Annotated in this window: 20 protein-coding genes; 7 read left to right on the forward strand and 13 right to left on the reverse strand. The window is 52.8% G+C overall.

All coding sequences use genetic code 11. From position 1 onward, the window contains the following. Positions 1-24: 24 nt before the first annotated feature. Positions 25-483 carry an NUDIX hydrolase gene (locus IEY39_RS27335; RefSeq protein WP_188937656.1) on the reverse strand — a complete coding sequence of 153 codons (459 nt, stop codon included), beginning with the start codon at positions 481-483 and terminating at the stop codon, positions 25-27. 220 nt (positions 484-703) lie between these two features. On the opposite strand from IEY39_RS27335, the gene IEY39_RS27340 reads away from it, so the two are divergent. From IEY39_RS27340 to IEY39_RS27350, 3 genes are all read left to right on the forward strand, one after another. Beyond that, positions 704-4,276 carry a cache domain-containing protein gene (locus tag IEY39_RS27340; RefSeq protein ID WP_188937657.1) on the forward strand — a complete coding sequence of 1,191 codons (3,573 nt, stop codon included), beginning with the start codon at positions 704-706 and terminating at the stop codon, positions 4,274-4,276. Between the two features lie 130 nt (positions 4,277-4,406). After that, the gene (locus IEY39_RS27345) at positions 4,407-6,290 is read left to right on the forward strand and encodes a T9SS type A sorting domain-containing protein (RefSeq protein WP_188937659.1); all 1,884 of its coding nucleotides are present in this window, start codon (positions 4,407-4,409) and stop codon (positions 6,288-6,290) included. 191 nt (positions 6,291-6,481) lie between these two features. Then, on the forward strand, positions 6,482-7,624 hold the full coding sequence (locus IEY39_RS27350; RefSeq protein WP_229689115.1) for a Fic family protein: 1,143 nt from the start codon (positions 6,482-6,484) through the stop codon (positions 7,622-7,624). A gap of 60 nt (positions 7,625-7,684) precedes the next feature. Here the strand turns inward: IEY39_RS27350 and IEY39_RS27355 are convergent, their stop codons facing one another. From IEY39_RS27355 to IEY39_RS27370, 4 genes are all read right to left on the reverse strand, one after another. Next, the gene (locus IEY39_RS27355) at positions 7,685-7,837 is read right to left on the reverse strand and encodes a hypothetical protein (protein WP_188937663.1); all 153 of its coding nucleotides are present in this window, start codon (positions 7,835-7,837) and stop codon (positions 7,685-7,687) included. An 11-nt stretch (positions 7,838-7,848) separates the two neighbouring features. Next, positions 7,849-8,679: an MFS transporter gene (locus IEY39_RS27360; protein WP_188937665.1), complete on the reverse strand. Its 831-nt coding sequence runs from the start codon at positions 8,677-8,679 to the stop codon at positions 7,849-7,851. Positions 8,680-8,859: 180 nt separating this feature from the next. Next, positions 8,860-10,035 carry a hypothetical protein gene (locus IEY39_RS27365; protein ID WP_188937667.1) on the reverse strand — a complete coding sequence of 392 codons (1,176 nt, stop codon included), beginning with the start codon at positions 10,033-10,035 and terminating at the stop codon, positions 8,860-8,862. An 11-nt stretch (positions 10,036-10,046) separates the two neighbouring features. After that, positions 10,047-10,349 (reverse strand): hypothetical protein, encoded by a 303-nt coding sequence (locus tag IEY39_RS27370; protein WP_188937669.1) that lies wholly within the window; start codon positions 10,347-10,349, stop codon positions 10,047-10,049. A gap of 48 nt (positions 10,350-10,397) precedes the next feature. On the opposite strand from IEY39_RS27370, the gene IEY39_RS27375 reads away from it, so the two are divergent. Together IEY39_RS27375 and IEY39_RS27380 are read left to right on the forward strand one after the other, a co-directional pair. Then, positions 10,398-11,723 carry a tetratricopeptide repeat protein gene (locus IEY39_RS27375; RefSeq protein ID WP_188937675.1) on the forward strand — a complete coding sequence of 442 codons (1,326 nt, stop codon included), beginning with the start codon at positions 10,398-10,400 and terminating at the stop codon, positions 11,721-11,723. Positions 11,724-11,852: 129 nt separating this feature from the next. Beyond that, positions 11,853-12,077 carry a hypothetical protein gene (locus IEY39_RS27380; protein ID WP_188937677.1) on the forward strand — a complete coding sequence of 75 codons (225 nt, stop codon included), beginning with the start codon at positions 11,853-11,855 and terminating at the stop codon, positions 12,075-12,077. Here the strand turns inward: IEY39_RS27380 and IEY39_RS27385 are convergent. Together IEY39_RS27385 and IEY39_RS27390 are read right to left on the reverse strand one after the other, a co-directional pair. Continuing rightward, positions 12,066-12,842: a hypothetical protein gene (locus IEY39_RS27385; RefSeq protein ID WP_188937679.1), complete on the reverse strand. Its 777-nt coding sequence runs from the start codon at positions 12,840-12,842 to the stop codon at positions 12,066-12,068. The two genes, IEY39_RS27380 and IEY39_RS27385, sit on opposite strands and share 12 nt — an antisense overlap. After that, a complete protein-coding gene (locus IEY39_RS27390) occupies positions 12,829-13,836 on the reverse strand; it encodes a polymorphic toxin type 23 domain-containing protein (RefSeq protein ID WP_188937680.1) in 1,008 nt (335 codons plus the stop codon). The genes IEY39_RS27385 and IEY39_RS27390 overlap by 14 nt, the downstream gene beginning before the upstream one ends. Positions 13,837-13,986: 150 nt before the next feature. Here IEY39_RS27390 and IEY39_RS27395 point away from each other — a divergent pair, with 150 nt between their 5' ends. Then, positions 13,987-14,961 (forward strand): TRADD-N-associated membrane domain-containing protein, encoded by a 975-nt coding sequence (locus IEY39_RS27395; RefSeq protein WP_188937682.1) that lies wholly within the window; start codon positions 13,987-13,989, stop codon positions 14,959-14,961. 119 nt (positions 14,962-15,080) lie between these two features. Here the strand turns inward: IEY39_RS27395 and IEY39_RS27400 are convergent, their stop codons facing one another. Then, positions 15,081-18,065, reverse strand: coding sequence for a sensor histidine kinase (locus IEY39_RS27400; RefSeq protein WP_188937683.1), 2,985 nt, complete (start codon positions 18,063-18,065; stop codon positions 15,081-15,083). Positions 18,066-18,105: 40 nt separating this feature from the next. On the opposite strand from IEY39_RS27400, the gene IEY39_RS27405 reads away from it, so the two are divergent. Further along, the gene (locus tag IEY39_RS27405; protein WP_188937685.1) at positions 18,106-19,575 is read left to right on the forward strand and encodes a clostripain-related cysteine peptidase; all 1,470 of its coding nucleotides are present in this window, start codon (positions 18,106-18,108) and stop codon (positions 19,573-19,575) included. A 53-nt stretch (positions 19,576-19,628) separates the two neighbouring features. Here the strand turns inward: IEY39_RS27405 and IEY39_RS27410 are convergent, their stop codons facing one another. The 5 genes from IEY39_RS27410 to IEY39_RS27430 form a co-directional block, all read right to left on the reverse strand. Continuing rightward, positions 19,629-20,003, reverse strand: coding sequence for a hypothetical protein (locus IEY39_RS27410; protein WP_188937687.1), 375 nt, complete (start codon positions 20,001-20,003; stop codon positions 19,629-19,631). A gap of 28 nt (positions 20,004-20,031) precedes the next feature. Then, positions 20,032-20,676: a response regulator transcription factor gene (locus tag IEY39_RS27415; RefSeq protein WP_188937688.1), complete on the reverse strand. Its 645-nt coding sequence runs from the start codon at positions 20,674-20,676 to the stop codon at positions 20,032-20,034. 160 nt (positions 20,677-20,836) lie between these two features. After that, the gene (locus IEY39_RS27420; RefSeq protein WP_188937691.1) at positions 20,837-22,411 is read right to left on the reverse strand and encodes a S53 family peptidase; all 1,575 of its coding nucleotides are present in this window, start codon (positions 22,409-22,411) and stop codon (positions 20,837-20,839) included. 160 nt (positions 22,412-22,571) lie between these two features. Next, positions 22,572-23,411: an SMODS-associated NUDIX domain-containing protein gene (locus tag IEY39_RS27425; protein WP_188937692.1), complete on the reverse strand. Its 840-nt coding sequence runs from the start codon at positions 23,409-23,411 to the stop codon at positions 22,572-22,574. Positions 23,412-23,415: 4 nt separating this feature from the next. Continuing rightward, a complete protein-coding gene (locus IEY39_RS27430) occupies positions 23,416-25,824 on the reverse strand; it encodes a hypothetical protein (RefSeq protein ID WP_188937694.1) in 2,409 nt (802 codons plus the stop codon). Position 25,825: the final 1 nt, after the last annotated feature.

Here is a 25,825-nt window from a genome sequence, read left to right on the forward strand (position 1 = left end):
CGCCCGCCAGGGTGGCTTCTCGTTTTAGACTGTCTCTTCCAACTCTTCAAGCAGCGGGATCTGCGCGGGAATGATCACCTCCCTGGCGTCGGGAATGGAGAACCAGCCGCCTTTGTCTACCTCGGGAAAAGTTTGGTTCTTGCCCGATTTGCGCGGCCATTCCAGCTCGAAAGTATTGCTGACGATCTTTGCGGGATCGAGGTCGCCGGGTGTCGCCCAGGCATAAACGCGCTTGCCCCCCTTTTGACGAATGGGGCTCAGCGGCTGAAAAGGGCCATTGAGCGTGAAGCCGGTCTCTTCGCGAAATTCCCTGACGGCCGCATCCAGCGCCGGCTCCTCGTTGGTAAATTCCCCTTTGGGGATGGTCCAGCAACCGGCGTCTTTGTTCTTCCAGAAAGGGCCCCCGGGGTGAACGAGGAACACTTCGAGTATCTGGGTGAGGCGACGATAAAGCAAAATGCCGGCACTTTGTTTAGTAGTCATAGTAAAGTGTGGCACAAATCTACGGCCTATCAGCGGGTGGTAAAAGCCGTTGGTGGATCGGATCTTGGGTTTTGTCGTTTTTGGGGTGTGCTTGACCGTATTCGGGGGGTGGCGGCGGCGGAACCAGGACAGTGCAGGACAGTTGGCCAGGACGCGTAATCCCCAGAGACTGTGGCGATAATGGGGCAAATTTGCGTATATTTAATCAGCAAATCTTATCATGCAAAAGCTAAGCGTCCTCTTTCTGTCGCTGGTCGTTCTCTTTCTTTTCTTTGCAGGGTTCTACCTGTACTATGTTCCGGCCAACAAGGCGAGTCTCAACAAGTATGGTTTTCTCGTTTTGCAACAGCTGGAGGCCTCGATGGAGTATAAGGTAAAGGCCAATGAGAACCTCTTTTCCAATTATGTAGAGAAAGCCTTTAATAAGGAGCCTGGCGATCGCCATATGGGGCGGGCGACCAAGTGGTTGAAGGCATTGGGGGTGGATAGTGTAATGCGGCCGGGGACGGCTTCTCCGGCGGCGGCACGAGCTTCGGCACCGGCGGGTGCAGCGGGTGCAGCGGGTGAAGCACCGGCCGCGACTGCCGGTTATCCCGACGGCGACTCCACCCGTATCCTGCCCGATCGGAAACCAACGACCACAGGAGAAGTGCAGGGCCACCTGGCAGATATCCGCAACGATCGGTTTTATTATTATTTCCAGCGCGGCCAGGATACGATCGCCCTGACGATACCGGTGGCGCAATTCATGAGCGATCTCCTGGGGAGTCATGCCAGTGACTTCTTTCAAAGTTTTTTGTTTTTGAAGATCACGGGCGATCGGGTGAACACTATTTATAAGAACCCTGGACTGCCCATCGGGACAGATATCCAGATCGACAGCCTCCTCCCGAACAGCAAGGAAGCTTTCTATCCCGGGGTGGTCGATATGCGCGCAAGTGATCTCGACTATAAATTGTTTTTCATCCCCGTCACCCTCGGCAACCAGCAATACGTCCTTTGCGGGGTAAAAGATGCGGATGAGTATGCGGATGCGACCCATACCATGCCGCCCGGCTTCATCTACCCCATCGTCATCGCGCTATTGTTGCTGCTGATCATCTCGCCGCTGATCAAGCTCTCTATTATGGGACCGGCAGAGAAGGTGCGGCTCAACGATTTTACGGGGTATTGCTTCTCGCTTGTCGCGGGGAGCATGGTGATCACGCTGATCGTTATCCAGGTATTGCTACTACAGGATGGGAGCACCCGGGAGGATCAACATCTGCACCAGTTGTCGGGCAAGATACACGAGGCTTTCCAGCAGGAGCTCGACCGGGCTTATCATCAGCTATCGGTGCTGGACAGCCTGCCATTGCGCCCCGACGAACATGGGAAAGTGCGTGACTGGCGGAAGGGCTATTTTGACGTGACAAAAGACCTCGTCGATTATATGCGGGCTAACGCCGGCAGCGCCTATTTTAATTTCGACCGGGTCGACTGGGTCAACGACAGCGGCCGGCAGGTTATCAACGCCAGCCTCGACCGGGGGCTCGACACCTTATATATCAACGTCTCGAAGCGGAAATATTTTACCGACTTCGTCAACAACAGTTGTACCACTTTGCCGGGGATGGATACTGCGCTGGTGAGCATTCAGCCGCTGATCACGGGAACAGAGGGCGCCCTGCGTATCGTTCTGGCCAGGCGCAGTGTTTGCCCGGATATTTTTATCACGACGCTTTCTACCGATCTGTATTCGGTGAACCGCACTATCCTTCCGTCGGGCTATGGGTTTTGTGTCATCGATGCGGATGGGCGGGTGCAGGTGCATTCCGATCCGCTGCATTCCCTGAACGAGAATTTCATCGACGAGGTGGAGGATGCGGCGCAGGTGCGCAGCGCGATGAAAGCCCGGCAGGAGCTCTATCTCCCCACAACAAAGTGTTACGGCCGGGAATTCGGTCTGGTGGTGAAGCCGGTGCAGAACCTGCCCTATTTTCTTGTCACCTATTATGATAAAGGCTATATCCAACCGGTGAACATGCGCATCCTCATCTTTTCCCTGGCGGGTTGTGGGATGGTGCTGCTTCTCTCGGGGGCGATGTGGTTCATCTTCTTCCGGCGGCGGTGGAACGAACGGCCGCTGCTGTTTGGGGTGATGGATCATCTTCCATGGATCGTGCCGCGGCGAACTGCCGCCCGCATCTATCGCAGGGGCTGGATCGTTTTGATGATCTATGTAGTGGTGACGACGCTGGCCGTGCTCTTGTCCTTTTATTATGGGGCAGGTAGTAACCAGCGGGTGCTCATCCTGCTGCTGCTGACGCCGCTGCTGGTTTCCATCGGGATGAAGATGATCATCCGGATGCGGCGGGATGCCGTTGTCGGGTCAGTCGAGGTGTCGCATGGGGAAGGGGACGTGCTGGTGGTGCCGGAAGAGCCATTTCAGCCGGTGAAGCCCATCGACCATCTGTTGCATTATTGCCTGCTGGTCGAACTTTTGGTCATTGCGATGGGCGTATTGCCGGCGGGCCTCTTTACGTGGTATGCCAACAACCAGGAGCTGTTGCAATCTGTCAAGAAGGAGCAGCTGCTGATGGCCGAGGCGCTGGATAACCGCAAGCCCGTACTCTATAATAATCTGCATGCGTTGGACAGCGGGGTGGCGCCAAAGACCCTTTACAGCGATTGGCAGTATCATCGCGGTATTTATTCGATAAATGGCGAACGGCTTCGGATGACGGATACGGCGATGCCGCCCCTGACCGACGCCTTTGGGGTCGCCTCGACCTATTTCGCGGTGGCGGGATGGCTGGCGAATGATTATTATGATCCGGAGTATGTGCCGGTGCTGGTTGGCGGAAGTGATGACGGGCGTTGGCTGTGGACCGAGCCCGCGAAGCACCGAATGGATTTTTATTACCGGCTGCCGCCCGATCTGCATGCGGGGGGTGCTTCCGCGGCCCCGGCCGGTTCGGGTGCGGTGACGGGGCCGAATGCGGGTGCGACGACCGACGGCGTTCTCGAGATCGCATCCGTGATGCCGCAGCGGTATATCTATCTGTCGGACTGGCGCAAGGCGCTGCTGTTAATAGCGGTGGTGGCGGCCTTATTATATGGATTGTATCTGCTGATCCGGCGCGTGTCGGCGGGCATCTTCCTGCAGAAGTTTGTGGTCGGTGGTCAGGAAAGGGTGTTGCCTTTGTTTGATGACTATGCTTCCAAGGAGTCGTTGTCCGCAGAGCAAAAGGTCGAAAGCGAAAAGGCGATGCGTATCGACATCATCAAAGACCTGCATCCCGTGGGCGACGAAGCCGCGCTCGACGCGATGGAACTGGATACGGTGCATAGCATCCGGCGCTGGGGCCCCTACTTCGCGCTGGTGCTGGCGGGATGTAATGCGAAAGAGAAATACCTGCTGTTTCAGTTTGCGTGTAATGGATTTCTCAATTATAAGAATGTCGTGGAGATCGATGCGTTGATACAGCGGGGCGTACTGGTGGTGGAGAACGAAGAGGTGCGCCTGTTCAGCCATGCTTTCCGGGCCTATATCCTCTCGCATGTGGATGAAGACACACTCGAGCGGTCGTTTATCCGCCGGAGCCCCTGGCAGCGATTCCGCATCCCCTTCCTCATCCTGCTGATGATCGCCGCAGCCTTCCTCTTCTTCACACGGCAGGAAGCCTGGCAGCGCATCTCCGCGCTGATCGCAGCGGTGAGCAGTTCGCTCGGGTTGTTGACGGGACTATTCAAGGAGGGCTTAGGCGGTCCGCCCCCGCCCCCGGTGCAGGTAGAGGTGAAGGATGAATGATCGAGGTCTTTAATATCTCGAAGTTTTTCGTGCGTGCATTTGTGTTTTTTTGCGCGTGCAGTTGTGTTTACCATTATATCCTTTGATTCCGTTTTCAGTGATAGTAATATTGCAGTAGCAAACGATATCCATGGCAAACCTGTACCCCTTCTTTCGTCCCCTCGTCAAAGCATGCCTATGCTCCGGGGCCGTATTCCTCACGCTATCTACCCATGCACAAAGTTATTACCCTGCGGGGCTTGGCAACGGAACGCTGCAACTGTGGCTTACTGCGGCGGATCCCACCACCTTGCTGAATGCTGGGGGTACACCCGCTGCCAATGGGGATTTTATTGCGACATGGAAAGATAAGAGCGGAAGGGGAGCCGATGCCACTCAATCCACCGGCGGCATTCAGCCGGTGTATTGGACCAATCAGCTGAATGGATTTGGCGCGCTTATTTTTACGAGCAATACCCAGTACCTGACAGGCCCGAAAGGGGCCTACCAAACCATCGTCAGTACCCGGGCCATCAACGGGTTCGGCTACAATTACCTCTTCTCTTCTCCGGCGCTTACGGATTTCAGCGTTCGGCTCAACCAGAATGGATCACCAACTGCTAACTCGTGGTATACGATGGGCCCTAATAGTCAGGACTGGTGCTGGAATAATTACGTCGGGGGCCTTGCCGCCATGTGGATAAATGGCAAGCAAACCACGTCCTTTAATACGACCACTCATATCCTGGTAGATGAAGCCCAGGGCCCCACCAACGCCACCTATTCCATCAGTAATACCTTTTCGAACCGGGGAATGCAATACAATGATCCGGTGTACGAGTTGATCGCCTACAATGGCACTCCCAACAACACGCAAAGAGTACTGCTGGAAAATTATCAGGCTTCAGAATGGGGATTGACCGGATATCTCCCCTCTAGCGGGTATACGATATTTACCCCACCGACAAGCAGTACCTACAATAGAAACCTGGTAGGGATCGGTGACAGCGGCAGCGATAATTTTCTGGCTGATGTGGCCGGCTCCACGGACGGGCTTGGGTTTAGCAGTGGTTCGACGGCATCGGATTTTCTGGGGTGGGCCGGCTACGCCATGGCAGCACACAATGCCCAGACCAATAAGGTCAACTACAACCCAATCCTGAATAAGGTGCCCGCCGGCTCATATGTGTGGAACAGATCGTGGTACGTGCAGCTGTCCGGTGGTAACAGCGCTGGAAATATCACCCTGAATTTCAATTTTAGTGATTACAATGGCACCTCTCCAAATCCTGTCAATAATTTCGCGCTCCTGTATAACCCATCGGACGGAACATTCGCGTCCGGAACGAATACACTGGTGTCCACTGTTACCACTACCGTCTCCGGCAGTTCGGTCTCCTTTGTAGTAAACGCCGCCAACCTGGCCAATGGGTACTATACCATTGTCTATAATCCGATCAGCGTGCTTGCCGTCACGCTGGATAACTTTTCGGTGACGAAGCTGTCGCCTGACGCCGCCCTGGCGAAGTGGACAGTTGGCCCGGGATTCGATCGGGGCTATTTCACCCTTCAGCGCTCCACCGACGGGTTGCAATTTACTTCGATAGGCACTGTGGATGCCGCTGCTGCCGCCAAGACCGCCGGTGAGGCCGCCGCTGACAACGCTGCCGCCGGGAACTATAGTTATACGGATAATTCCCCTTCGCCGGGCATCAATTATTACAGGCTTGCGATGGTCAATGCTGCGGGTGTCCTCTCTTACTCACCGACCGGCATCCTGACATTCGGCGAACCTTCCCATATGGTGACCCTTTATCCTATCCCAACGAAGGATATCTTGCATATCAGCGCACCCGGCATCAGTGGAGCCCGGAATATCGATCTTGTTTCTGTCATTGGACAGGTGCTGGAAAGCTACTCCGTTTCTACCCTCGACGGGACAAACCTATCGGTCAGCAGGCTTCCCGCCGGATCGTATTTTGTTCGTATCCGCGGCGGGGGGCAGTCTTTCGTGCTGCCATTTTTGAAGCGATAGTTGCCAATCCCAATGATCGTTTGTTAAATGTGAAAATGCCGGGATGTTAATTGTTGAAAATGCAATGGTGTTTTTAAGTAATTGATAGTCATAGTATTGTAATATAATTTGTTAAATGTTGATTTCTTTGTTGTAAATTGTGTGAGAGACTGGTATCAAATAAGTGACGAAGTATGGCAGAAGCACGGTTTATGACATTTCCATTAAAGTTGGTCGAACCTTCTTTTACCTCAGGGTTGACCGACCTCATTATCGAACTTGACTATTTGCGGAAAAAACCGCTGGAAGGGTCCACTCATCCACATGTCTTTTTTCAGTTGAAGCATATCTTTCACACTCTGGAAAGTATCGGTTCGGCCAGGATAGAGGGCAATAATACCACGGTTGCGGAATACATCGAAACCAAGTTGGAAGATCGAACATTGGTGCTACCAGGCATCAGGGAGATCCAGAATATCGAGGCGGCGTTGGATTTTGTTGATGCCAATATAAAAGACTATCCGATCAACAGGACTTTTTTGAGTGAGCTGCATAAAATGGTGGTCAAAGATTTGGAACCACCGCCTGCGGGGGAAGGCGATGCATCGCCTGGCGAATACCGGCGGCATCAGGTGAAGATCAACAAGTCGAATCATGTCCCGCCAGAAGGAATACTGATCCCGGAGTATATGGACGAACTTACCGAATTTATCAATCGACCGGATAGCCCTAAATACGATTTGCTGAAGGCGGCCATTGCACACCACCGGTTTGTTTGGATACATCCCTTCGGTAATGGTAATGGAAGAACGGTGAGGTTATTCACCTACGCCATGTTGGTCAAGCTTGGGTTTAACGTTGATATTGGTGGCAGGATACTAAACCCTACGGCTATCTTTTGCAGCGACCGTAATGATTATTATAAATACTTATCTCAGGCCGACAAGGGGACAAATGAAGGTATACTGGAATGGTGCAACTATGTACTGAAAGGATTGAAGGAGGAGATCGAGAAGATCGACCGCCTCTTGGATTATAATTTCTTAAAGGGTAATATACTCTTACCTGCCATCAATTACTCTCTCGATCGTCAACAGATAACCGGGACGGAGGCCAAAGTACTGCGGCGGGTGACTGAGAAACAATTGATCCAGGCGGGCGATGTGAAGAGCTTCTACCCCGGTAAGGCGGATGCAGAAGTTTCAAGACAGTTGCGGAAACTCGTTGACAAGAAGATGCTTGTACCCGAAAAACAAGGTTCACGGAAGTATCTTCTCAGATTTGACAACAACTATTTATTACGGGGAGTGATCCGGGCGCTGGGTGAAAAGAGTTTCCTGCCAACAAAAGAGTGAGTTGAATAAAATACAAAAGCCCCTCTAGGGGCTTTTGATTATGTATGTAGCGACATACGACTACGCTTTCTTTGCAGCCTTCTTTGCGGCTTTCTTTGCAGCTTTTTTCGGAGCGGCTTTTTTAGCGGCCTTCTTGGGGGCGGCTTTCTTTACTGCTTTCTTAACAACTTTCTTCGCTGATTTCTTGGGGGCGGCTTTTTTTGCTGTTGCCATTGTTTTTGAATTTAATTGGTTAGTAAATCTGCGCGCAAAGATATATTATTCCGATGTCTCGCGCAAACAAATGCAACAAATAGTATGCCTGATGATAGGATAAGAACCGTTTGTGGTGAAGAATAGAACAAACCGCATAGCGCCGTACCCGTCAGCATCCCGAGATTGCGGCCAAGCGCGATCATCGCGGCTGCGGCGCCCCGATAGCCAGGCGCGGCAAAGACCACAGTACGGTGCGTGAGTAAACCTGTTACCTGGATGGGCGAGCGGGGTGGTGTGGGGTCATCACCCGGCAGCATCCGGGCCGCGGAAAAAAACGCCCATATCGCCAGCGGCAGATGCGCCACAAAGATCGCGCGCCAGCCAAAGACACTCGCCACCGAAGCCGAAAACGCGGGTGTCACCGCCAGACCGATATAAGCCATCGTGCTCAACCAGCTCAACAGAATGCCGCGGCGCCGAAAGGCGCAATACCGCGTGATGATCGCCGCCCCGCCGGAAAGAATGCAGGCCGTGCCCGCACCTTCGATGATGCGGAAGAAAGCCAGCCAACTAAGCGCGGGCGCATAGGCGCAAAGGAAAGCGCCGAGGAAGGACAGGCCTACTCCGTAAAGATAGAGCCGGCGGTGACCGATGCTGTCACCCACGCGCCCTGCCGCAGGCAGCAGGGCGCAAAGGGCAAACAGATAGAGGGTGACCACCCCTTTCGCTTTAGCGGTAGGGTAGCCAAAATCGTGGGCGATCAGCGGTAGTACGGAAGTAACAGCACTGCTGCCATATGCGGTGAGCAGCGTGCCCAAACCGATGCTCCATACTAATCGCCACTGGTTATTTGTTGTCATGTGAGAGGAATAAGGGGGTGCGGGCGCTCGGGTGCCGGGGTGTTCGTTCGGGGGTGCGGGTGTTCGGGGGTGCGGGTGTTCGGGGGTGCGGGTGTTCGGGGGTGCAGGAATGGTGAATGAAGGTACGTTGCCGGAGGCCGGTGGACAATACCCTTTTGGTGGTAATTATTTCATCGACCCCTATTTCATCGACCCCGTCAGGATATTCAACGTCGTAGAGATGCCTGCACGAAACGATCGTTTGGCAAACGTGTACGTACTGCCATATGCATTGCCCACATCATCGAGCTCGAAGAAGAGGGCGGCAAGCGGAGTGGAAGGGCTGCCGGTCTTAAGCAAGGCGATGGAAGCACCGGCATTGTAGACGGGCGTGTAGGGTTGCGAGAGATCGATGGAGGGATAGACGATAAAAGCAAGATTGTGTTCCAGTACGGCGGGCACCCAGGTGAAGTTGAAGCGGATGCTGACATCGGTATATTGAACGTAGGGTCCCACGCCATAGGTGTCGCCGTTGCTGTTGATATACGTGACGGTGCGGGTAGTGCCGCTCGATCCGTTGCTGCCGCTGGTGGTATAAGCGGTGTCGTTGTGGATGGTCACTTTAGTCAAAAAAGGATAATTGCTTTGCCGCCGAACCGAGACAGAAGCGCCCGCATAGATATCGTCGTTGCCTTTGTAGATGCAATCGACAAAGGAAAGCGAAACGCCGAATCCGTTGAAGAACGTGTCGACCAGTTGGCGGCGAAAAGTGGCCCGCGGATAATAGATATTGTAGTAGCAGGTGGTATAGGTGCTGGAAAGGATCAGCGCCCAGTTGCCGTATACCGTTCCGTCACCGGATGGCTTCCAGGTCTTGCGCGAGTACGCAAGATAGGCGCCCGAGGTGAAGGTGGGGCTGAAGTCGCCATAGCTGAAGAGCGTGCCAAGGCCGTTGACGGTGCCCGCCTTGCCCGAGAGGCCCCAGCCGAGATAGTTCTTGCCGCGCGGCAGCCGTTCGGGTTTGTAGGTGGCGGCGTTGAGCCAGTACTGCTTGAAGAAGTTAGCCTTTATGCTGTTGTCGCCGATGCTGCCGCTGCACGCGAACAGGGCGGTGTGCGTGTCCTTGCCAAAGAGGATCGGCGTGCCCGTGGAGTTGCGGTCGGCGAAATAATCCTGGGCAGGGACGACCATGGGGAGGAGCAGGCTGAGGACGAGGGCCAGGATCACGGCGAGGGCAAGTAGCAGGCCCGGGCCACCGGCGGCGGAATAGCTATGGAACATCGTTGCGACGCTCCGTTCAACGGCAGTGCGGCGGGGAGCAAGGGCGGCGGGCAGACATTTTCGCGGCGGTGGTGCTATTGAGCATGTGCGCTGCATAGGTTACTGGTTTAAACGTCGATGGATAACGTCAATTCGAGGTACCCGTTTCTTGCGATGGTACCTTTTATGGGGGAGGGCTGATTGGGATCGCTGGCATCTTTGCCGGCGGTGCTGCACGAGTAGGCGATGTTGAAATCGGCGCCGTTGTCGCCCGAGATCTGGAATTTGACAGAAAGTTCGCCGTGATCGCTGTAGTCTTCGGTGAGGTTCACCTTGTATCCCGGCGAGGGTACGAGCACTCCCTGGATGAGCACGTCCAAGTCGGAGATGGCGCCGGTGAGGGTCGAGGTGAATTTAACGGGGAAGGACATAGAGATAGGTTTATGCAGTAAAAGTAAATAAAAAACCTATCGGCCGTTATGGAAAAACTACGAGATTGCATCACCACCCAAAACACTGACACTATGAAGAAGGCTTTTTTGTGCCTGTTTGTCGCCGCCAGCTGTGGCTATGCAGCATTTGCGCAGCCCGGGGCGGCCACGGGCCGACCGGCCGAAGGCCCGTCATTAGCGGTATCGGCGACGCGGGCTATTTTGCCTCAAAGCCCGCAGGAGCCCGATACGTCCCCACTGAAAGTAAAGAAGTACTCGGAGGCGGCCAACTTCGCCGGCGGCGTCGACAAGAGCAAAGTAATGGATTACTTCCAGGACCAGCAGTTCGATGAGGCGCTGCGCTATCTCTCCCCCGTGTTACAGGCCGATTCGGACGATGTCCCCGTCCTCAACTATGCCGGGTATGCCTATTATATGAACGACAACCTGGCTGCCGCCGAAGCCTGTTATCAACGGATGCTGCGCCTCGATCCCAATTCGCTGACGGCCTTGCACTACCTCGTACTGCTGCAGGAAAATGGGGATCATACCGCTGCGCTCGACCATGCCCTGCGGCTTATCCAGCTGCAACCCAACAAGGCCGCATGGTGGCGGGTCGCCGGTGAGCTGTGGGCCCGGAAGCAGGAGCCGGATTCGGCCCTCGTCTACCTCAGCCGCGCCTATGATATCGCCCCGGGTGATGTAAAGACGGTGGTGGCGCTTGGTAACCTGTTCTGCGACGGAAAAGCCTATGCGAAGGCCGACACGCTGGTGGACATCGCGCTGCGGGATGATTCGCTCAACGTCTCCCTGCTAAAGCTGCGGGTGCGGAGTGCGTACTGGCAAAAACAATACGATGCGGTGCTCGTGCCCGGCGAACGGCTGCTGCGGCTCAACGAGCCCTCGACAAATTCCCTGGAATGGCTGGCGCTGGCGTATTTTAATCTTAAGCGATATGAGGAATGTGTGCGCGTCTGCGAGGGGATGTTCGACATGGGGCTGGATATCGAGGCCGTGTATTACTACGAGGCGCGGGCGCAGGCGAAGCTGCACCATTACGCTGTCAGTGATTCGCTGCTGCGGAAGGCACTAGGAAAGGCTATTGGGAAGACGGCAGAATGGTATTATGATGATCTGGGGGATAATGCCGAGACGACGCATCGATACCGGCAGGCGCTGGCGAATTATGATACGGCCTACTATCTCTTCCGCGATCCGCTGACGTTGTATACCTGCGGGCGGATAGCCGAGACCGAACTGCATAATACGGCCATGGCCAGGCAGTATTACCGGAGGTATCTTGCGCTGGCCAGGCCGGAAACGGACGAAGAGAAGAGGGTTTATGGGTATGTGAAGAAGCGGTGGGGGCACTAGCCGCAATTGGCCTCGCATTCTTCCTGGGTATCGTAGGCGGGGGGAATGCGTTTCCGTCCGCCGGCTAACGGGACCCAGCGGTACCAACTGCCATCCTGACCCTGGGAGCATTGGCATCCGGATGCGGGGATGGCGCGGGACATGGCGATGGGAGACGGCGGGGCGGTCGCGACCGGCGGGGCGGCCTTCGGCGGAGCGGCTTTCTTCTTCACGGGTGACTTCTTCGCGGGTGACTTCTTCTTTGGAGCGACCTTCTTCGCAGGTGCTTTCTTCCTGGCTAGCGTCTTCTTTTTCGCAGGCGGCTTTTTCTTGGGCGAACTCTTTTTCTTTTTCATCGGTTTATTATTTTACTGAGTTGAACTGCAGGAATTGCTCGCCGGGCAGGGTACCACGGATATTGAAGACCAACGGCTGCACCCCGCCGATCTTATTGGCGTCGTAGTCCACGATCTTCGTCACCCGGATGGAGGGGGCGGCATTCGGCTGCCACCATGTTTCCTGCGGATCGTGAATGGCGAGTTCTTTTGCGAGGAAGAGCAGGTGGGTGTCCGATCGATATTGACAGGCGAGGGACCGGAGCCGCGAAAGTTTTGCCACAGGCGCCAGGCAGGTGTCCCTTCCATCGATGGTGACCTTCATCTGGTAGAGGAAGTCGATATGCCCCTCTCCTTTATCGACTGTACCCAGGTAGGCTGGACCCAGGCCGATACATTTCCCATTGGCATTATAATGGACGGCGAGGTAGGCTACGACGTCGATGGCTTGTGGTGTCGTGCGCAGGTGATAAAGAAAGAGGGCCTGGCTATAGCGCTGCATGTCGTCATAGGTGACCCGCGGATAGCCGCTGGCGTCACTCAAATTCGAATAGGTCAACAGATCGTCCTTCTCGATGTAGCGTTCGCTGAACCGGGCGACATAGGTCTCCACCGTATCGTTGATGCCGGTGATCTTTAGGCCGCGTTGGTTGATGAGGACAACAGCAGGGATGTTCTTAAAGAAGTTGGGCGGCAGCGCGCCATTCGGCCGGTCGGGATCAATCAGGGCCGGTCGCGGCACGCATCCTGCCGGCAACAGCCCCCCGAAAAGCAGCAGTGCGAAAAAATGTTTATTCCCTGACATCGATAGGATTGAATTGGTTATAGGTGCCGCCGATATAAAAGCGGTTGGGATCGTTATTGGGATGCAAGGGGAAATGCCCGAGGGTATGGATGATATCCTGGAGGCCAAACACCGCTCCACCCGTAGTGCGCAGGGAGCCGATTACGCCGGCATCAACGGCATAGCCCTTGTCCATGTAGATCTTAAGGTTATAGGCCGAAGTATTGTAAGATGGGGGTAGCCGCTTGTTGGCAGAGGAGTCGCGGGTGAGATCATATACCGGGATATTGATGCCCAGGAGACCCGACAGCTCATACAGCAAGGGTGAATAGCCGGTAAACTGATCGAAGCTGAACTCCACCGTATTATAATTACGCTTGTTGTGGAAATACATGCCGAAGCCGCCGGTCCAATACCGGTCGAAGTTGTCCGCCACAGGCAGGACGGTGAAGGGGAATGCACCGTCGTTGTAGTAGTTGATCGTCACAGAGGGGGAGGAAAAAGTGACGGCGCCCACGACCTGGTTCCGCTTGTGGTTGTTGAGCACGAGGCTGGACGTGGCCAGCGCCGCATAACGTTCGCCGCTGACAAAATTATAGTAGGAGGCGTTGCCGATGGTGCGGAAGAATTTGAGATAGGGAAGGCTGCCGCCCCATGTGCTGCCGATGCTGAAGGAATTGATGAGATCGAGCTGGATATCGCCGACCAGCGGGTTGAGATTGGCGCCCAGCGATTTTGTATAGACGGCAAGAGAAGGGCCGTAGTTGAGCACGAAGGAGTGATGATAGAGGCCGGAAAGCGAGGCCCCGGCGAACACCTTATAACCTGCGTAGCGCTGGCCGGGTCCATAAGTGAAGATGAGGTTGCAGCCGATGTTGACGTTCACCCGGTAGGTCCATGAGGGCTCGGCCTGGACGTGATTGGCGGGTTGGCTGCCCTGGGCGCCCTGGGTTTGGGCGTGGGTCCGGGCCAGGACGGGGAGAAGCAATGCTATCGCCAGAAATAACCGCATCATAGGAAGGTAAACAATTGCAGAGGTGAAAAAAAGAGTGAAAACACCCATAATGTTCTGTTAAGGCGAAAAAGGGTGTTTTCACCGGGGGTGTGAAAGAAAAGGTATTGTACATTCGGTGGGTCCATTACCATGCCAACTCAATCACATCGTATGGCCTTGAAGGATACCAATCCCAGCCCGGATCAGACAGATGAGAAAGGGATATTGAACGGGCTTTTGCGCAATAAGAATACGCGATTCGTTTTCCTATGTATCGTTGTGATAGCTCTTGTCTTCATCAGTCTGATGATCCTCATTACCTACTTTTTCTGGTTGATCGCTATACCCGCTCTGTCAAAATGGGGATTCGGACCGTTTAACGATGGTTCATTTTGGTCGGGACTTTGGTCTGTGGTGAAAGGGATTTTGGGTGTTTTGGGAATAATTTTTGCAGCTTCGATACCAATCATGCCCTTTTCAGTGTTGGGAGGACCGGTTTCCGCCATCCTCGAGCGGTTTTCTTCAGATGCGGAAAGCCAGTTTGTAGGTGGTGCGGAGGACAATAGGAGAAAACGGCAAGAGTATGAGGACATTTTAAAGAAGGAAGAAGCAACCGGGCTGATTACGCTGGTCAATTTCAGCAAATATGAGTTGGAACAGTATTACCAGATTGGGTTGGAACAAGGTAAAAGGAGTTATAAGACCAGCCTGGTGGCCATGTGGATCGGATTTTTTATACTTCTGCTTGCTATTGTCTTGTTTACAATTCCCGCTTCGGGTCTATTTTTCAATCAGGGTGTCCCAAAAACTAACGTGCAAATCCTTACGCTGTCCAGCGGAATTGTTTCGGAATTGATCGCGGGTCTCTTTCTTTGGATCTATAGGAGCTCTAAAAATCAACTGACCTACTTTTATAACCGGCAAATATTTATCCATAATTCCCTGCTGGCCTATAAGATTGCCACAACCATGGATGCCTCGGGTAAAATGGACGCCGCCAAACAAGTCATCATTGATAAAATATTGGCATTCGGGACCGTGTCTTCCGGTATTGTCCCGGAAGGAGAACCGGGTGAAAGCCGGCGCCCGAAAAGTGGAGGCAAATCTCCAAAGAGTACCCCTGCCGCCAATACCGCCCACCCATGAAAACGCCAGGCTAATTTTCGGATTATTCATTGCCTCCCCATAAGCTACGGGGTTTTTCCCTAATGGAAAAACCGTATTTTAACGGTAGAATTCTTATGTAGTGAATACTATCTTTGATGCTATCGGTGTATGACAGTAACCGTTGTACCCTCGCCTTGTGCGGAGATAATATTGGCGATATACCCGATCTGTTCGGCCCGGTAACGGATATTTTTCAGCCCATACCCTTCCGAAAGAGCTGAGGTGTTGAACCCCTTCCCGTTGTCGGCTATAGCCAGGCAAGGTTTGTCATGAACAACAGACAGGGAGATGGTGATAGAAGTACAGGCTGCGTGTTTTAGGGCATTGTTGAAGGCTTCCTTGGCGATGAGAAGAAGATTCTTCTTTTCTTTTTTTGACATCCTGCGGGATGACAATTCTTCGTCGAGGAGCCATTCCATCCGGATATTGTTTTCAAGGGCAAGAGGGTGCGTAAATCGCTTGATCCTTTCCTGCAAATGATAAAAAGTATCACCCGAATCATCGAGTACCCATAGCACATCCCGGAGACCGGCAATGGCGGTGGAGACGGATGCTTCTATTTGCTCCAGCTGTTGCTGACCGGGGATACTCCGCTGAGCGATGTGCGTCAGCAGCTTGATAGAATTCAGCGTGGCGCCAAGGTCGTCATGAAGGTCGCCGGCGATTTCGCGTCGGATTTGTTGCTGCCTTTTAAGCTGGTTAAGCCGCATGAGGAAGAAAGAGTAGAGTATACCGGCTAACAGCAGGCCAATGGCCAGTTTGAACCAGATAGTCTGGTACCATTTGGGAAGATATTTGAGTGTAAGCTCAAGGGTGTTGGCCTCGTTGAAAGGGAATCCTTCATTGGCGGCTTGCAGCTGGAGCGTGTAGCTGCCCGGACTCAGCCCCAGGAGTAATACAGACCGGCGATTGCCATTGGAGATCCATGCTTCATTCAGCTCTTTGATACGATAGCGGAATACAAGCCTTTTGGGACGGAGATAGTTAAGTGCGGAATAACCGATAGACACCTGGAGAACCGAATGCGGCACCACCAACTGTTTTAAGCGGATGTTGAACGTGTCGGCCACCGAATTCTCATATTGCATTTCTACAGACGAAAAGTAGAGCATGGGGTCTTCGGCGGCGGCAAGGAGTGCTTTCCGGTTGATCCTGGTATAGCCCCGGATGCCGCCGAAAAGCAAAAAATCTTTATAGCTGGCGCCGCTGGCTTCTTCGAAATTATCGGATTGCAGGCCGTCCTCACCAAAATAGTTGATGATCCTGTTGCTTCCCGGTTGCAGCAGGCTGAGACCGTTGTTGCTGGACGCCATGACCATACTGTCGTTGACGGGAAATATCTTGTAAAGCCCCAGGTTATTGACCCCTTCACCGAGCCCGTAGATCCTGGCAATGTGATAGCTGCTGTCGAGCCGGACGATGCCGGTGCCGTAGGACGTGATATAATAGGAAGAACCTACCTGACAGATGTCCATGTTGATGGAAAGTGGCCGATGATTCACCGGGTTCAAAAGATCGAGGTGACGAATCGAACCGAAGAAGGGATGGCAGATGGAAATGGAATTGTCGCCGACGATCCAGAGCTGCCGGCGGCTATCGAAATAAAGCCGGTTGATAACGTTGCTTTTCAACCGAAACGGGCCGGACTCGGTATTGGCTGTCTGTACGGTATGTTCGACTGTATTCCAGATATAAATGCCACGCTGATTCTGGCTGGCGAGGAATATGACCGAATCGTTGAGCCTGGCGTCGCCGATGAGCAGATCACCGCGAATGGGGGCCAGTTCGGGAAAGACCTTGAGCAGCGAGCGGGAATGTCCACTAAGATCATAGAGCTGCAGGCCGTTGTGAATGCTGGAAGCAATGAAGTAATTGCCGGGCGCCCGGAAGGCCTCATAAAAGAAGTCAGGTGATGAACCGATGCGGGTAATGAAACCGGATGCTTCGTTGACGCGGTAGATGCCGTCGTCGGCGCAGACGACACTTATGGAATCATCGATCTTGCATAGCGTAGTGCCGTGATTTATCTTCACTCCATTGCCGTCCATGGAAGAATAATAGCCGGTGAAGGCCGTGTGGATATTCCTGATGCAGCCGACGCCATATTGCGAGCCGACCCATATGCTTTCACCGGACTGGTAGAGACAATTGGCGAGGGATACCCAATCCTTGTCTTCTACATTCCGGCTGAGGAGGATGCGATGGGAGGTTTGGGTATCCGGGTCCATCAGGACAAATGACTGCCGGCCACAGATGAGCAGCCGGTTGCCGCCGGCGGAGAGGGCGCGGATCTCCCCTGTAATAAGATCGGGCGGCAGGGCACGAACCGTCTTCGTTATGACGGAAAGATCATTGGGGGAGACGATTGCTAATCCCGAAGTAGAGCCGATGAACAGTTGATCCTTTAGTAAGGTATAACCTGTGAACTGAAATCCATCTGAAGAAGGCAGACCCAGCGCCTGTAAGGACAGGAATGCCCTCTCACGGAAGCCAACAGTATCGATGACGCTGATGCCCGCACCCGAAATAAAGAGCCAGAGCTGCCCTTTACTGTCCAGCCAGATCTTGTCGATGGGGCCCTTTCTTCCCGGACGGGTTGAGAGATTCAGCAGCATCTTCGCGTGGGCCGTACGCTTATCAAAATCAAGCAACAGACCCTCGTCAGTACCCACGAATACCCTATTTCCGGTGACCTGCATGCACTTGGACCAAAGGTTTGCCTTGCCGGGGATGCCGGGGCTCAAGGGATATCTGCCAAGGACAGTGCAGGTTTCCAGGCAAATGCGGTTGAGTCCGCCGTACGCCGTCAGGGCCCAAATGCATTGTCCGCTGCTGTCAGGCGAGAGGTCGAAGACGTCGCTGCCTTCGATGATCCGCCTGCTATCCTGGGCGCCCGGGTTGAAATGCAGGAAGCTTGTCCCATCGAACCGGTCGAGCCCTTCCTGTGTGGCGAACCACATAAAACCGTACCTGTCCTGTATGATGCTGCGTACGTTGCTGCTGGACAATCCGCTGGAAGGATCGAGTTTGGTGATATCCAGGAATTTTATTTCCTGGCCGAAAGCCATTGCAGTAGTAAGCAAAGCGATGAGCAATAACCTGCCACCTAAACCATTTAAACATATGCCTTCAAAAATCAATTGGAAAGTCGCGATCGTCGTACAGCAGGATGGGGACCACTGCTTCGAGTATTCTGACCTGGTTTTATCCATTTTGGCCCAGCCGGGGTTTGAGAATATAAAGTACAAAATATTTTATTACGATGAGCCATCCGAAATGGTATCGATAAAAGAATTGTGGTCCGATGGAAAGGCACCCGTTATCCAAACGGTTTCCCCTGCGGAGCGAACGAATATCTATGATGGCAAGGCGCTTACCGAATTTTTCACGGACTCCTTTTCCATCGAGCAGGATGTGGAAAGCCGCTATATGGCCATCCTCTGGTCTCACGGCGCCGGCCTGGGATATGTCGGGAACCTCAAATCGGACGGCACGGGACCGGATTATCTTCAGGGAATTACCCCGACAGGACAAGGGACAGGGTCGCAAAATAATACAGCGGCACAAAACAACATAACCGAGTACAACGATTTGATGAGGCAGATGACCTTCCTCAAGTCTCATCTGTCGATAAAGGGTGAACCGATACGCGTGATGAACGAGGTGTTTCAGGGGGATAAGGTAAAGCTCAAACCCTCGGACACCAGTCTTCTGGATGAAAGACTACAACTGATAACCGCGGTTCAGATGAATACGATCTTCCAAAATGCCTTGCCCAAGGATAAGAAGATCGACGTTTTGATAACGAACACGTGTTACACGCAATTGCTGGAAACCGGCTACGCGCTGAAAGATACCGTGTCCGTCCTTATTTCCCCGCAGACGACGATACCTTTCACGGGGTTTAATTACAACGCGCTTTTCCGGCAGATGGAAAGACAGCCGGACCTGACCGCGGCGGATATCGCTGTCAATGTCAGGAGTAATTTCAACAAAAAATACGACGATCCTCACTTTAAGAAACATTTTCGCATCCTGACTCCGAGTGCCTTTGCGCTAATGGGAGAGGTGTCTTTTTCGGCCAACGATCTGAGTCATTATGGGGAATTCGTGGAAGATTTTTTCTCGGGAATGGCGGAAAGGTTCTGGCAGGCCGCAAAGCCGGGGCATCAGGATGCAAAGCTGCTGAAAGTAATAAATGCTGCCAGGGCAAAATGCCTGGATATCTCCCCTTCCGCTCCCTTTAATTCCTCGAACTATGGGATCATCGATCTGACCCATTTTTTCCGGACTTTTACCGACCTATGCAGGAAGAATGGCATTCCGGGCTGGGATGATCCCCGCGAACAGTTTGAACACCTGATGAAGAAGATACGAATTGTGTGGCACAAAGCATCCGGCCCCGGCCAATACTCGGAACATCGGGCTTCGAGAAGTCCGTACTTTCTTTCGTTTTTTTTCCCTTCCAAAAACGTCAATGCAGATATGGTGGAGCTGCTGATAAAGGTATATCTCCGGTTATTCAATACGCGCAGCCTTCCAAAAGATCTTTCGAAATGGCCGGATTTTATTATTCGCTGGATGAAGCCATAAAAAATAATGGGGCCACTTAAACAGTGGCCCCGGTTTTTTAAGGCAGATGAGGATCAGGCGCCCAAGCCTGCGCCGCCGATCTTTCCGCCGGTGGAGTCCAGGGCGATGCTAACCGTTAGCGGTTTGCCAGGCGGTTGCGAGGTGGCAGGGCGCAGGTTGTCCACCGATACCTGCCCGTTGACTGCTTTGAAAGGGATATACGCTTTGCCTTTGAACTGGGCATCCGTCAGCGTAAATGCGCTGTTGTGAATGGTAGCGCCGGAGAGGGCCAGTTGGACCGTCAACGTTACCGCACCTCCGGTTTGACTGGCGGTAACCGCATGCGCGCCCACGAAATTCTGTTCGGGGAAGATGATACCGGGTGCGAAATTGTGATTGACCGGCGCGCCCGTCCCGGGGGAAAGTTCAGTGTGGATAGTTTGTTCCATGATTATTGTTTTGAGGTTGAGAAATCGGTCAGCTTAGCTTTATGATCTTGCGGCGGATGCCTTCCAGTACCATCCCGACCCGGCTCTGTACATTCAGTTTTTCGAAAAGGGATTCCCGGTAGCCGTCGATGGTGCGTTCGGAAAGATTCATCAGGGAGGCGACCTGCTTATAAGTCATATCGCTGCAGGCCAGTTGAAGGAATTTCATTTCATTGGGTGTGATGGAAGGTTCGGAATTCTTGCGGGCCTGGGTCAACAACCGCCTGTAATTGATATTACAGCTATCGGCATTGTAGTAGCCTTTTGTCATCACTTCCTGCAGGGCACGCTCCAGCTCAGTGGGATGGATATCCTTCAACAAATAGGCGCAACAGCCGGCCATGATCATCTGGATGATAGTGGCATCGTCGTCCTTCATGGAAAGCGCCACGAGCCGGATGAGCGGATATTTTGCCGTCACCTGTTTGACCGTCTCACTGCCGTCCATCAACGGCATTTCGACATCTATCAGCAGGATATCGGGCATCGTATCCCGTAAAGCCAGCTTTTTGAGCAGGTCTTCCCCGTTGAGTGCATCCAGCACCACCTCACAAGTAGGGAAGGAATTGATCAAAGAGGCAAGCGACTTCAAAAACAGTTGTTGGTCATCAGCCAATCCGATAGTGGTTTTCATGTGCGTGAAATTAAAAAGGTCTTTCTTATTAAATGTAAGCAAATACGCGCACGAAAATCAGGCTATCCGCGGCATTGCCGTTAAAATGGGCAGGGTACTCTCCGAAGCCGGAGGCCGCGAAGGCCCCGCCCCCTGTGATCAACATGAACCTGGGTTTAGGTTATTGGTTTGCGGTTGCGCCTCCGATGGTGCCGCCATTGCCGGCAGGCGGCGCCGCCTGCCCCAACAAGCCGAGGATGCTAAGGCCTTTAGGTGAACCCAGCCCCGTGCACGCATCCCAGCCAGTCAAAGCGGGGTATTTTCCGGCCGCGCCGCCTGTGTCGTTATTCCCGACGGTGATATCGTGGAATGCGGTGGGATGAGTATAGAGGATGGGGTGGAGGAAGGGTACACGGCGTCCGAGATGCTGCGCCATCCGCGCGATGAGGCCTGCCCATAGGGGTGCTACTGCGCTTGTTCCGCCGATGACCGTATCTGTGCCGTCGACCCTGACCTTGTACCCTGTTTCGGGCGCGGCGCAGCCGCATACATCAGGCGATTGCCTTCCGCCGGCATGCGTTGGCGGCGGAATCACGTTGATATTATGTTGCCAGGCAGGCTTGGGGAAAAAGCGGCTGACGCCACCCCCTGTCGCTCCCCCTTGCGAATTCCAAACCACCTCTTTTGTGATGGAGGTACTTCCTTCCAGGTGAGTGCCACCGCAGGCCAGGGCATGAGGTGCGGAGGATGGGAAGTCCACGTCAAGATGTCCGGAGCCGTCGGTAGAGCCGTTGTCGCCTGAGGCCACGGCCACCGGGATGCTCAGGGCCGCGGCGTTTTGAAATGCCTTCTCAAAGGCATTCCGCGACTGACTTGTCCATTTGTCTTCGGGGCCGCCCCAACTGATCGAAATGACCGCCGGGGTTTCAGGGTCACTTATAGCCTCGTTTATCGCATCCAGGAAACCCTTGTCGGTGTTGGGGGCAAAATAGACCTTGATCTTCGCTTTAGGAGCGATGGCGCCGGCTACTTCGATATCCAACATTACCTCCCCGTCGGGCCCCTGGGTATCACCGGTAGGATGGTTGGTGCCACCGGATACCGGGACGGCGACGACCGTGGGCCGGCTCACGCCAATACTGGAGAAATATTGGGTAAGATCGGCATTGTTGAAACCACCGTCCAGTTCGATGATCGCGATCACCTGACCTGTTCCATCACCGGGAGGGAAATTATAGAGAGCGGCTACCTGCAGCGGGGTGAAGGCGGCGGCCGTGTGTGCCGAGGGCCTGAATCTCGGCCGGGCGGCGGGCCGGTCGTCCAGCCCGAAGACCCCTTCCACGATGCCTTCCAGCTGGGACGGGATGGTCAATGACCCCTCCCGCTGCCTGAAAACATTGTTCTCCAGGCGCACATTCTGAAGCTTTGTTCCAAAGGCTTTCTCCATGTCCTCCAGCCTGCCTGCCAGCTTAATCGTATGCACCAGAGAACGGTGTTCGGTGACTTTAAGATGGTATTCCCCGGCAAAGGCTTCGACGGCGGCCAGATCGGCATCCGCGATGCCATGGTCCTGCTCCAGCTGCTCGTGGCTCATTGCGCTGTTGGGCGTGGCCGAATCCGGCAATTCTTTCTTTCGCCTGATGCTGAGGGTTACCTCGATATATTTGTCTGGATTGGGGGCGTCGCCCTTTCCGGTGAGGGCTTCCGCATGGGGGATCGCGTTCTTCTCGCTGCCCTTTAAAGATACACGGCTCATATGATGAAATTTTGGGTTTAACGATTGCGGTGACGGGTATGGGTTCGAACGATCGGCGACATGAAGATAGTTGCGGCGAAGGGGCACTGTACGGTTATAATTGCGGGGCGACGGGATGAGTTTTACGGGTCTGAGACCGGGAAAAATACCCTTGGAGAGCTTACCTCCGTGCGGGACACAAAACCCATTTGGTATGTTCACCTATATGCATGACTATTGTTGCCGGCAATGGGTTGAAGCTGTACCCTCCATTCTTTATCAACTCTTCGGAGGCCCATCGTATATCTTCGTGCCCGCGTAAACGCAGTTGCGACAGTGCCTGTTTCTGCTCTTCGTTTGGAAGAAGATCGAAAACGTCAAAGATCTGAATCTGCTTATATTTCCTGCCATTGCTTTCCCGGGACTGAATAGGGGTAGTGAAAGTGCATCTTTTCTTAAAACTCAAATATAGAAAGGGTTGCTGCGCCAGTATACCTGGCCGGATCAGCTCTTCATAGAATTCCCGGCAGGGAGAAGTTTCCCTGTCCTTTTCCGATTTGAACCAACGTACGAACCGGATGGCATTGCTCATGGGCAGGAATAGACGCAAATCGTCTTTTCTGATGTCGTCATTACCAGTCAGGTCGTCCGGTTTCGCTTCCAGCTTTTCCAACCTGACGTTGGCTTCGGGGAATTTTTTGTATACCCCTCCCACGGGCTGAAAATGCTGACGGCGTGGGTTGTAGATCAGCAGGTATTCATTGTCCATTCGTATATTGAATAGATAGGCGACTGAAAACCTGACCTCATACCCGCGGTAAAGGGTCTGGGATAAGAGATAAGTTTTGAAGATGGCTGCATTTTCCAATAATTTTGCGATCGCTTCGATGACGAATGGGATCACAATGCCAACCGCAATTTCCGGCTGGTAGTCTTTTGTGGGGAGGCGCGCTATCCAAATGATGAGCAGATAAATAATGGCGGCAATGCAGACAAGGAATTTGGCCTGATTTTTTTTCATGCAGTTATGCTGTTTTGTCTCCCGTTTTATTGTTAGCACCGGCCGGATGGTTATTGAAAACGTCCAAACCTGCCCGACGGAATTCACTGAATTTCTGTATGTCTTCTTCCATTCCTTTTTTAAAGCGTTTGTTGAAATTCTTCAATAATTCGAACAACAGCCTGTTCTTTTTGGCCCTATCCGGAAAGAAGAAGCCGGGGACTTGCATCATGCAGGCGTATTTCTCTTTATCCGACACTCCTTTCCGGTTGTAGGAGTTCAGGATGTCCAGGTATCCCGTGTTGCCGAGTATCTTTTTGGCGTCTGAAAAATCATATAGATAGATTTGTGCGATCAATTCCTTGTAATTGTCTTCGCTGATGCCTGCCGGAAAGATCTTATCGATAAGGGAATTGATGACCGACTCGTTTCGTCCTTCACTAAGCGGGTCGGAAAAGTCGAGCAGATAATTAGCGGCATCTTTGAGTTTCAGCGCTTTCGATTTCACGACGGAAGAAAAGCAATCGTCGGTCGGGTCGATGACGCGACTGTTAAGGAACACGTTGTTCATGTTGTAGTCGATGTAGACCCCTCTTTGGATTTTTAGATCTTGCCGGAGCAATCCGTCGAACAGCTTGTTCAGTCGGGTATAGTATTCATCCAGCATACCGGTGTTGCCGGCCTCGGTGTACAGCAATGCATTCAGGCTTCTGGAATCTTCGAGCTTTCTTTTAATGCCGGTGTATATATCCAAAGAGGAAGGCACTTTGTCTTTGAGTATGATCTTCTTGTTTGAAGCGAGCGCCGCCTGATAGATGCCATCGATTTTTTCTGTAAAGTCCAGGTATTTATCCACAAATGCCTTTTTTACCTCCGCACTAAGGTGTTTTTGCTCGAGGAATTGTTTGTAGGTGATGGATTCGATCTTTTCCTGTAAGAGTATGTGTCGATTTTCGGAAAGCTTTTCATAAAGATAATAGTCGGGGTAGAGCCGGGGGATACCGGCTTCCCGGGCGGCATCGTTGAGGGCCTGTACGTTTTCTTTCTCTGTAATGGCTACGTCCTTATCGGTATATTGCTTGAGAATAGCGGATTCGCCAAGATCAGGATACCTTACCTCATATACGCTTTCCCCACTGCTTCCTTGTGTCAGTTGAGTATAGATCGTTTTCTTTGGATCGGCTTTTTTTATCTTATCCAGGAAATTAATTTCTTCACTGAGCATGGCGGCATTCGCTTTATCCCAGGGAAGTGTGTTTATATACTTTATGAATTCGTCTTTTAATTCGGGATAGATGATAGGATTGAGGCAGGAAGGGGGCATGGTGGCATGACCTGTTAAAAAGGATGTTCCTCCCAGAAGTCTTTGAAGATAGAGATCAAAGTTGGTGTGGTTGGAGGCATGTTCATAGTAGATGTAAGACACTTTGTTCTTTCTAAACAGGTTGGTTATCCCTTGTTTGTGCATGCTGCCGATGAAGACCACTGCCGTGGGGGCCGAATGATCCATTACTTTCAGCGTATTGGCAACCATAACGCTATCCCTGAGCTCTGCAATCGCGGTGAGGGAGTCATATTTTTTTATATCCTCCAGCAGGCTTACGCTGTCGGGGAAGGCGTCTTTAATTATGGGATAGAAGCGTGTACCCGTACTCTGCTCTGCGAAAGTCCTTTTCACATGGTTCAATTTCCAAATGTTGGACAAGGCCGTTTCTATGTAAGGACGGTTTTGGGCAGTATATAAAGGTCCGAGAAAACGATCGTATTTGGCCTTGAATTCGGCTTGCCCGGAGAAGCTGTTTTGGAAGATATCGACCTCAGCACCATGGATAATTGCAGTAACGGCCTTGTCGTCGATTTGTGACAGCAGGCTCCTGGTGTTAAGTATGTTATCGTTGATGATCTTAATGTAGCATTGGGACAATCGTCGATTGATGTCCTTGTAATAATCTCCGAAAGCGGCGATTTGTTGCCGGTAGATGACCGGATCTTCAATCCCAATGGTCTTAATCTTCGTATTTTTCATTAACTCTATTTCCCATCCGGAAATGTATCCCTGGGATAAGGCATAGTCGAACTTGTCCGGATAGTCGTGATACAGCTTGCGCTGATCTTTGACATCAAAGCGGCCTTCCGCCCCTTCCACACAATAGAGATTGAAAGCTTCGTTGCGGTCATAATGATGGAGGGAATCTAGAAAGTACAGGAGCTTTCGTTGGGAAAAGGCGTCCACGTGCGGCTCGGAGATGAGCAGAACCGCCTTTTCCGGTTGCTGGTTATAGTATTCCTCGCTGATATAATAGCTGTCAGAAGGCAGATAGGCATCTTTTAGTAAAGCGTTCAGCTGTACGCTTTTAGGTGTTTCCCGCTCCTGGCAGGAGGAGCCGGAGGCCAGAACGGCCATTATCATCAGAAACGGGAGATAGCGCTTCATA

Origin of the sequence: Puia dinghuensis, from assembly GCF_014642875.1 — a bacterium.
Taxonomy (GTDB): Bacteria; Bacteroidota; Bacteroidia; order Chitinophagales; family Chitinophagaceae; genus Puia; species Puia dinghuensis.

Bases quoted from the DNA above. Each gene is read 5' to 3' on its own strand.
- IEY39_RS27335 (WP_188937656.1), bottom strand. From the start codon at position 483: ATGACTACTAAACAAAGTGCCGGCATTTTGCTTTATCGTCGCCTCACC.
- IEY39_RS27340 (WP_188937657.1), top strand. From the start codon at position 704: ATGCAAAAGCTAAGCGTCCTCTTTCTGTCGCTGGTCGTTCTCTTTCTT.
- IEY39_RS27345 (WP_188937659.1), top strand. From the start codon at position 4,407: ATGGCAAACCTGTACCCCTTCTTTCGTCCCCTCGTCAAAGCATGCCTA.
- IEY39_RS27350 (WP_229689115.1), top strand. From the start codon at position 6,482: ATGACATTTCCATTAAAGTTGGTCGAACCTTCTTTTACCTCAGGGTTG.
- IEY39_RS27355 (WP_188937663.1), bottom strand. From the start codon at position 7,837: ATGGCAACAGCAAAAAAAGCCGCCCCCAAGAAATCAGCGAAGAAAGTT.
- IEY39_RS27360 (WP_188937665.1), bottom strand. From the start codon at position 8,679: ATGACAACAAATAACCAGTGGCGATTAGTATGGAGCATCGGTTTGGGC.
- IEY39_RS27365 (WP_188937667.1), bottom strand. From the start codon at position 10,035: ATGCAGCGCACATGCTCAATAGCACCACCGCCGCGAAAATGTCTGCCC.
- IEY39_RS27370 (WP_188937669.1), bottom strand. From the start codon at position 10,349: ATGTCCTTCCCCGTTAAATTCACCTCGACCCTCACCGGCGCCATCTCC.
- IEY39_RS27375 (WP_188937675.1), top strand. From the start codon at position 10,398: ATGGAAAAACTACGAGATTGCATCACCACCCAAAACACTGACACTATG.
- IEY39_RS27380 (WP_188937677.1), top strand. From the start codon at position 11,853: ATGGCGCGGGACATGGCGATGGGAGACGGCGGGGCGGTCGCGACCGGC.
- IEY39_RS27385 (WP_188937679.1), bottom strand. From the start codon at position 12,842: ATGTCAGGGAATAAACATTTTTTCGCACTGCTGCTTTTCGGGGGGCTG.
- IEY39_RS27390 (WP_188937680.1), bottom strand. From the start codon at position 13,836: ATGATGCGGTTATTTCTGGCGATAGCATTGCTTCTCCCCGTCCTGGCC.
- IEY39_RS27395 (WP_188937682.1), top strand. From the start codon at position 13,987: ATGGCCTTGAAGGATACCAATCCCAGCCCGGATCAGACAGATGAGAAA.
- IEY39_RS27405 (WP_188937685.1), top strand. From the start codon at position 18,106: ATGCCTTCAAAAATCAATTGGAAAGTCGCGATCGTCGTACAGCAGGAT.
- IEY39_RS27410 (WP_188937687.1), bottom strand. From the start codon at position 20,003: ATGGAACAAACTATCCACACTGAACTTTCCCCCGGGACGGGCGCGCCG.
- IEY39_RS27415 (WP_188937688.1), bottom strand. From the start codon at position 20,676: ATGAAAACCACTATCGGATTGGCTGATGACCAACAACTGTTTTTGAAG.
- IEY39_RS27420 (WP_188937691.1), bottom strand. From the start codon at position 22,411: ATGAGCCGTGTATCTTTAAAGGGCAGCGAGAAGAACGCGATCCCCCAT.
- IEY39_RS27425 (WP_188937692.1), bottom strand. From the start codon at position 23,411: ATGAAAAAAAATCAGGCCAAATTCCTTGTCTGCATTGCCGCCATTATT.
- IEY39_RS27430 (WP_188937694.1), bottom strand. From the start codon at position 25,824: ATGAAGCGCTATCTCCCGTTTCTGATGATAATGGCCGTTCTGGCCTCC.